The sequence below is a fragment of the Granulicella tundricola MP5ACTX9 genome, assembly GCF_000178975.2.
Lineage (GTDB): Bacteria > Acidobacteriota > Terriglobia > Terriglobales > Acidobacteriaceae > Edaphobacter > Edaphobacter tundricola.
Genome location: NC_015064.1, coordinates 683,317 through 691,358 on the forward strand (window position 1 = coordinate 683,317; position 8,042 = coordinate 691,358).

Below are 8,042 nucleotides of genomic sequence, written 5' to 3' on the forward strand. Positions count from 1 at the left end.
AGAGGAGAGAGTTGCCGCGCAGGACCAGCATAGGATCTTCACACTGCTGCCCGATAGAGCGTGATCGGTGGCCGTTGTTGAGATGGATGCCTGCGCTGTCATGAGGCTACCCGCTCAAAGCGCAGGAGCATGTGGTCGCCGGTGGTTCGCAGGATTGGCCAGGTTGAGATAACGCCTTCCAGGCGGGCGAGAACGTTGAAGAGGCTGGTGTGACGCTGTGCCCAGGGCTCCAGGTAGGACGGCGGCAGAGCGACGCCGACGCCCTGAATGGAGTGCAAACGGAAGTGCGGAGCGAAGCTGCGACGCACTTGGCGAAGTGTGGGGTAGTACACCGTGAGGGGTGCGCCTTCGAGCCAGGCCTCTGACTGTCCCTTCCAACGGCGCGCTGCTTTATCCCAGCGTCTGCGGAAGGAGTAATAGATGGTTTCGATGAAGCAATAGCGGGTTGAGAGGCAAAGCACCAGGGAGCCTTCCGGCTTGACGAGCCTTGAGAGATCCTGGGCAACCGGGGTAAGGTCCGCGATGCAGTTCAGGCCTGAGAAGTTCGAGAAGGCACCGTCAAAACGGACCGCCGGCTCAAGCTCTCCGATGCGTTCCGTAGGCAGATGGCAGAAGACGACAGGCGGTGCGGGGTCATTGCGTTGCAGCCTCTGCTCCGCCTGCGCGATCATCTCTCCGGAGGCATCGCAGGCAAAGACGGAGATGCCGTGAGCGGCAAGCTGGAGGGCATCTTCGCCGGTGCCGCAGTTGATCTCAAGGATGTTGTCGTTGGCGTGAAAGGTCTTCAGCAGGACCTTCCAGACAGCGCTGCGTTGTGCGCGGCCGACGAGTGACTCCGTGAAGAGGTGATCGTAGCTGGCGGCGATGCGATCAAAGGCCGACCCGGCGGCCAGGCCGGGCATCAGCTTGAGGTTGAGCGGCTTGCTCATGCTTCAACCTCACACTGGGTCGCCAGAAGACCCTGGCGTGACGCGCTGATCTTCATGCTGAGGTCAGCGATGATACGGTCATCCTCCGCTCCTGAGGCGGAGATACGGGCGAGCTGAACCTCATCCCGCAGGAGCTTATCGGCATGGGCGTAGTAGGCCTTGGAGTGGCGTCCACGGATCTTGATCTCACGATCGGAGCTCTTGCCCCAGGGAGCAAGCTGCACCAGCTTGCTTTGAATCTGCTGGTAGTACGGCGTGCCCTTGATGGGATAGGAGACGGTGGTGAAGAAGATATCGGGCTGCGCCGTGCTGACGTGGCGGATGGTGGCCTCTATGTCCTCCATCTCCTCGCCTTCATAGCCCCACATCAGGAACATACCGCTTTGAATCTTGCGTTCGCGGCTCATTTGGACGGCACGCTGCACCTGCTCCACCTTGACGCCGCGGTCCATGGAATCAAGCAGCCGTTGTGAGCCGCTCTCCGAGCCGATCCAGATACGGAAGCAGCCCAGCTCCGCGAGTAGATCCAGCATCTCTTCGTTCAGACGATCCGCGCGGGAGATGCACTCAAATGGAATATGCAGTCCACGGCGGCGCATCTCTGCCGAGTACTTGCGAATCCAGTCATGGTTGATGGTGAAGACGTCATCGGAGACCCAGGCGATGTCCGGGGTGTACTCCTTCATGAGCCATTCGACTTCATCGACGACCTTGATTGGGTCCCTGCGGCGGTGGGTCTGTCCGTAGACCTGGTGGCTGCACCAGCGGCAGCGGTAAGGGCAGCCGCGTGCGGTGATGAAGTTCACCGAGCCTTGTTGATGATGGGTGCGCCAGGTCTCGACGTAGCGGTGCAGATCGATTGCGTGGCGTGCGGGCCAGGGTTGGGCATCGAGATCGGCGATCTGGGCTCGCGCGGCGTTCTGATGAAAGCCACCTGCTTCGTCGAGATAGGCTGCGCCGGCGATCTTCGACTTCCAGTTTGGATCATCGGCATCCGCGTTGGCACGCAAGGCGGTGAGTAGCTCCTGCAACGTCGCTTCTCCTTCGCCGAAGACGACAAACTCCGCGCCGGCTTCGAGATACTCCTGGGCATAGGCTCCGGGCTCCGGGCCACCGACGATGACCCTCCAACCAGCCTCGTGTGCCACAGCCATAATCTCGACCGCGTTGCCGCGTGTCATGAGATTGGCATAGATGCCAAGCACCGATGGCTTCTCCGTCCGAAGATGCTGGAAGAGCGCGGCGCGGCTGGAGAAGGTGGTATCGAAGACGTCTACATCAAAGCCTTCACGCCGGAGATGCGAGCAGAGATACAGAATGCCCAGCGGGGCATACGGCTTCATGATCTGAATCTCTTTTGGGTCTTCAAAGAGAAAGTAGCCGTGGGTGAGGAGGAGGTCCGGCATCAGGCTCGCCCCGATTCTGAGAGCAGAGAGGTGACGGGCAGGAAGTTATCCTGGACCGTTGGCAAGGTGAGTACGTTGGCGTTTCTGCTGACGGGTTCCAGTGCGTGGACTCGTTGCCAGAGGGCTTCGCAGGTTGCGTCGGGCGTTGAGAAGCGCGTGCTGACCTCTGCGTGAAGCGCATCGCGCAAGGCGTGATAGAACTCGTTCTTATATGCGGCTGCATGGATGGTACAAAGATCGTCGCTGTCATTCCAGTTGCGCTTGAGCCCTAGTTGCTCCTGCACGCGTTCAAAGAAGACTGTGCCCGGCAGTGGGTAAGAGACGGAGACACCGATGTCGTCTGGTTGTGTTTCGCGGACCAGTTGAATTGTCTCCTTGATCTCCGGCCATGCCTCACCGGGGTAGCCGAACTGCAGGAAGTAACAGGCACGAATCCCGGCGTCGGCCAGGCGTTTGCGGGCCGCGTGTACGGAGGGAAGCTGCAGGCCCTTGCTCATGGCGTTAAGGATCTTCTGCGAGCCGGACTCCACGCCCATCCAGATCTCGGCGCAGCCGGCACGCTTCAGTGCCGCTACTGTTGTCTCCGACATCAGGTCCGCGCGGGATTGGATCTTGAAGGGCAATGGGGTTCCATAAGACTCCACTGCAGTGGCGAAAGCCTGAATCCAGCGACGATCCAGCGCGAAGACATCATCGCTGAACCAGATGTGCTGAACTCCGTGCAGGGACTTCAAGTCGTGAAGCTCCGCTGCAACCTCTTCAGGCGAACGGAGTTGAAAGCGGTCTCCTGAGATCGGCTTGGCGCACCAGTTGCAACGGTATGGGCAGCCTCGGCTGGAGACCACACTCGTGGAGAAGAAGCCATGTTCCGCCGTCCATGCTGCACGGTATAGTTCGAGGTCAATGAGTTCCCGCGCCGGCCGCGGCAGGCAGGCCCAGGATGGATTTTTGGGGGCAGGCGAGGAGACGTTGAGAGAGTGGTGGGGACCGCCATAGTGGACGAGGCCAGGGAGCACCCCGGGCTGGCCGGTATGAAGCAATGAGGTGCAGAGCTCGGTCAGCGTCTGCTCCGCTTCACCGTTCAGGACATAACGGACGCCGTGATCGAGGTACATTGTGGGATGATCCGTGGCGTCCGATCCATGTGCAATGACGGTGATGCCGGAGGACTGCGCGATGAGTGCGAGTTCACGCGCAAGTTCGCGCATGTGCGTGAGACACATCTTGGTGACGAAGTTGAAGTCATCTTCATAGATGACGACGAGTTTCGGTTGATGCTTCAACAGGGCCTGCTTGAAGCCGGAGATAGGCTCAAGGAACATCGGGTCAAAGACCGCAACTGCGATACCGGACTCGCGCAGTGCGGTGGCTGCGTAGAGCGTGCCGAGCGGCGGATGGGGTTGCATCTTCCGCCACTGCTTGGCGTCATGCGCAAGGTGGTAGGAGTGGGTCAGAAGGACATCGACCAGGCCACTCTCTCCATTTGCCTGCTGGATGTTGGGGTTATGCATTGGCAGACTCCACGGCCGGCAACGCCTGGCCTGTGATGAGGGAGCGCCGTTTGACGATCTGCTCCGACAGTTGCGAGAGCCAAATCTCCCAGGGGAAGGAGAAGCGGCTCGACGTAAGCCGCCAGCGGATGGGCGCGGTGATCAGCATGCCGAGTATGCGTCTGAGCGTCGATGAGCTGGAGCGCCGGCGGCTGACCTGGCTGAGCAAGAGAAAGTACGCGAGCATGCGATTGAGACGTGCAAGCTCGCGTCCCCTGAGCCAGGGGAGAAGATTTGCGCCCAGCGGCATGGTCTCCCACTCCTCCAGGGTCTGAGGCTCGACAACGCCGAGCTCACGAAGCTGCGGCCAGATGGGGATGCCGGGATAGGGCGTGAAGATGTTGGGGGAGAAGCGGACGTTCTTGAAGTGGCGGCCAATGTCGCTCATGGTTCTGAAGGTCTCGAGCCGGTCGGCTTCGGTCTCGCCGGGATAGCCGAGGATGAGATTGAAGTTGACCCGGATGCCGGCCAGTTCCGCCTTGCGTGCGGTCTCGTACATCTCGTCGACGCGCTGATGACGCTTGTTCATCATCTTCAGCACGGCTTTGGAGGTGGACTCGGTGCCGAAGCCCATGTAGCGAACGCCGCTGTCAGCCAGGAGTTGAACCTCCTCCTGGCTCATCCTGCAGATGAAGTCCGTCGAAGCCTGGAAGGTCCAGGCAAACTTCACGCCGGAGTCCACGATGCCTCGTGCGATTGCAATGGCACGTTTGAGATCGACGGGGAAGTTTGAATCCAGCAACGCGACGTGCGTGATGCGGTAACGCTTAACCAAGCCGGTCAACTCTGCAACGACATGCTCCGCGGCATAAGCGTTGAAGCGCCGTTTGTAGACGACCATGTCGGTGCAGTAGTTGCAGGCATAGGGGCAGCCTATGCTGGTGGCATAGGCGAGCTCGCGTTTGCCGGACTTCTTTTCATAGGCGTCGAAGTCCGTCATGTCGAAGGCGGGTTGGGCGAAGGTATCGACCGGCTGCACGCGGCGCTCGAAGTTTTCGATCAGGCGGCCATTCTTCTTCCAGGAGATCCCGGTGATGAAGTCCAGTGGCTTTTTCTCTGCAAGCGCGACGGCCAACTCCACGATGGTCAACTCTCCCTGTCCGCGGACGACGATGTCCACATAAGGCTCGCGTAGCGTCGACTCCGGGCAAAGCGTGGGGTGCCAGCCGCCAAAGACTACGGATACCGAGGGATTCGTCCGCTTGACATGTTGCGCGGCGATGATCGCTCCGCGAATCATGGGGCCGGTAAGGACAGAGATCCCGATACAGAGGGCTGAGGCACACTCTTCTTCGATGCGGTCGAGGTGGTGATCTTCGATCGCTGCATCGATCAGCACAACTTCAAAGTTGGCCTCGCGCAGTGTGCCTGCGAGGGCCAGCAATGAAAGGGGCGCGCCGAGCGGCGGCCCATCGTAAGGCGGATAGAAGAGGACCACCTTGCCCCGGCTCAGCATGCTGCCTCCGCTGGCGTGGTGGCGAGGCGCTTGGCGTCGACTGCGGGTTTGCTGCGTGCGAGGCCGAGTCTTTCGTTGAGCTTGTTGTTGAGCCAGATCTCCACGGGGAACTTATAGGTGTCGTGGTCGAGGCGCCAACGTGCCGGTAACGACAGAGACTTCTGCACGATGCGGGTGATGGGATCGCGTGTGTCGGAGCCGATGGGGATGCGGTCGAACGCGATGCGCAGGTAGTCGCGCGTGACCTGGAGCCGGGTGTGGTCCTTGCCCTTGAGCCACGGCAGCGTGGTGTAGCGCGGGAAGAAATCGGCCCAGCCCTCCAGGGTCTTTGGGACTTCTATGCCGAGCTCCTGGGCTCGTTGCATGATGGGTGCGCCGGGATAAGGCGTGAAGATGTTCGTCCAGAACTCCGCGCCGGGGAAGCGGCGGCATACGTCCATCATGAAGTCGATGGTCTCGCGGCGCTCCTTCCGGCCTTCACCGGGAAAGGCGAAGATGATGTTGAAGGATGGGCGGATGTCGGCTGAGAGACAACGGGCTGCACTCTCGTAGATCTGGTCGAAGTCCTGAAAGGTCTTGCCCATGAGCTGCAGCACCTTGGTCGAACCTGAGTCCACACCCTGGCAGATCTGGTGGAGGCCGGCTCTCCGCAACAGCTTGAGGTCCTCATGAGTCAGCCGGGCGACCATGTTGCTCGTGGCCTGAACACTCCACTTGAACTGCGATCCGGCACGCACCAGGCCTTCTGCAATGCCGCGTGCGCGGTCGAGATCGACCATGAAGTTGTCGTCGACAACCCAGAGCATCTCAAGCTGATAGCGGCGCGTGAGATCGACAGTCTCTTCAACGAACTGCTCCGGTGGCAACGCGTTCCACTTGCGCCCGTAGACGCCGGCGTTGGTGCAATAGGAGCAGTTGAACGGGCAGGCGAGCGATGAGGTGTACATAGCCCAGCGTTTGCCGCAGCCACGTTCATAGGCGTCGAAGTCTGCGATCTGATAGGCCTTGGGCGGCATATCGACGAGGGGCCTTAGTGGACGCTCCGGCGTCAGGATCAGCTTGCCGCCACGCTTGAAGCCGATGCCAGGAATCAGGTCTGGCGCGGACCTGGTCTGAAGATGCTGGACGAGTTCGAGAAGCGCGTCTTCACCTTGCCCACGCACGACGTAGTCCACGCAGGCGGCCTGTAGGGTCTGGTCGGGTAGAAGCGATGGATGCCAGCCGCCGAGGATGATGGGGAAGTCAGGGTTCCACTCTTTGACCGCTGTCGCAATCTCCACGGTCTCCCGGATCATGGGCCCGGTGACCAGCGAGATGCCGAGACAGACTGCATCCCGAACCTCTTCAAGGACGCGCTTCTTGTAGTTGGGCGTGATCGTTGAATCGATGAGGACGATCTGATACCCGGCGCGGATGAGCGGCGTCGCGACGGCCAGGATGCCGAGCGGCGCCGTGGCCTCCGAGCTTGCGAACGAGGGGAAGAAGAACACGATTTTCTTCGAGGGTTGTGTTGATCTCTGCATGATCTGATTCGCCGGTCCCTTGTCTCATCCCAGTCTGTACCGGGCCCGTGCTGCGTGTGTCAGGCGAATGTCCGGGTGTTGTCATCGGTTTGTCGCGCCTCGGGAGACGTCTTTGCAAGAGCCTCGGTCAAAGCCTCCAACTGCGCAATGGCACAGTCGAGATCACGATAGTGGAACTCGTACAGTGCCACTCCATCAAGGCTGGTGAGCGCGGCAGCCTGGCGCTGGCGTATGCCCTCAAGCGGATAGAGCGATCCCTCAAGATGAGGCAGTACGGTTCGACGATCGACCTCTCGCAGTTCTACGGTTGCTTCAGCGCGTCGCTTCAAGAGGAGAATGGCATGCACGACTGCCTGCGGCGCTTTCACGATGCCGGGCAGCTCCGATGTAGGAACTTCGATCGACGGCTTGCCATCCGTGCGGGGCGTCAACTCGCGGTCCCGGATCTCAGGAAACAGATCTCGCGCGGACGGACGGAAGCGGACCTGATGTGCGTTGCCGCGGACGTGCGGCTGGTCGCTGTGCCAGACGACGTAACTCGCGTCATCCGTGGTAAGCGCCCAACCGGCACGTGCGCACGCATACGCGAGCGTCGATTTCCCAGCGCCGGATTCGCCGCACAGAAGAAGACCAAAACCATTCAGGCTGACGCACGCCGCATGGACCGGCGTCACGCGCGAGCCGGTTAGCAGGCACATGACGGTGGCTTCCAGGAAGTGGTATCGGAGATAGTGACGATGGTGCAGGGCAGCTTCCGTCACCCAGCCGAACGCTACGCCCTGTTGCAGGTCGCAGACGGAGAAGTTTTCTATGTCGGCGATGATCGAAAGAAGATGCCCATTGGCTCGCACGCTGGTTTTTGGTGGGCATTCCGACGAGGACGAAGGCGTCACACCGACCCGCAATTTCAATGCTCCGGCAATCTGCCGGGGCACGGCGATGGCGTCCTGCTCTCCCCAGCTCTCTTCTGCCGCAGCCAGGATCTCCGCCTGATTGGTCTCAATCTCGACCGCAAAGCCCATGGGGTAGAAGACTCTGCGAAACGAAAATCCGTCAGAGGCAAGCAACGGCTCTACCTGTTCCTCCTGTATCGGACGAGGGAGCTGCATGGAGTGAAGTGCCGCAGTTGTCATTGCTGTCCTGAGCGAGTCTGAGCGGTGTCAAGCCAAGTGTAGGAA

The 8,042-nt window shown here is 60.5% G+C and carries 6 protein-coding genes; all 6 read right to left on the reverse strand.

What is annotated here, in order from left to right:
* Window positions 1–98: 98 nt before the first annotated feature.
* From ACIX9_RS02860 to ACIX9_RS02885, 6 genes are read right to left on the reverse strand one after another with little or no spacing between them, the layout of a single operon-like run.
* On the reverse strand, window positions 99–929 hold the full coding sequence (locus ACIX9_RS02860; protein ID WP_013578973.1) for a class I SAM-dependent DNA methyltransferase: 831 nt from the start codon (window positions 927–929) through the stop codon (window positions 99–101).
* Window positions 926–2,335: a B12-binding domain-containing radical SAM protein gene (locus tag ACIX9_RS02865; RefSeq protein WP_013578974.1), complete on the reverse strand. Its 1,410-nt coding sequence runs from the start codon at window positions 2,333–2,335 to the stop codon at window positions 926–928. The genes ACIX9_RS02860 and ACIX9_RS02865 overlap by 4 nt, the downstream gene beginning before the upstream one ends.
* Window positions 2,335–3,846, reverse strand: a complete 1,512-nt coding sequence (locus ACIX9_RS02870) for a B12-binding domain-containing radical SAM protein (RefSeq protein WP_013578975.1) — start codon at window positions 3,844–3,846, stop codon at window positions 2,335–2,337. The genes ACIX9_RS02865 and ACIX9_RS02870 overlap by 1 nt, the downstream gene beginning before the upstream one ends.
* On the reverse strand, window positions 3,839–5,341 hold the full coding sequence (locus ACIX9_RS02875) for a B12-binding domain-containing radical SAM protein (protein WP_013578976.1): 1,503 nt from the start codon (window positions 5,339–5,341) through the stop codon (window positions 3,839–3,841). The genes ACIX9_RS02870 and ACIX9_RS02875 overlap by 8 nt, the downstream gene beginning before the upstream one ends.
* The gene (locus ACIX9_RS02880; protein WP_013578977.1) at window positions 5,335–6,864 is read right to left on the reverse strand and encodes a B12-binding domain-containing radical SAM protein; all 1,530 of its coding nucleotides are present in this window, start codon (window positions 6,862–6,864) and stop codon (window positions 5,335–5,337) included. Before ACIX9_RS02880 ends, ACIX9_RS02875 begins: the two co-directional genes overlap by 7 nt.
* Window positions 6,865–6,923: 59 nt before the next feature.
* Entirely contained in the window at window positions 6,924–7,997 is a 1,074-nt protein-coding gene (locus tag ACIX9_RS02885) for an HPr(Ser) kinase/phosphatase (protein ID WP_013578978.1), read from the reverse strand.
* Between the last annotated feature and the right edge of the window lie 45 nt (window positions 7,998–8,042).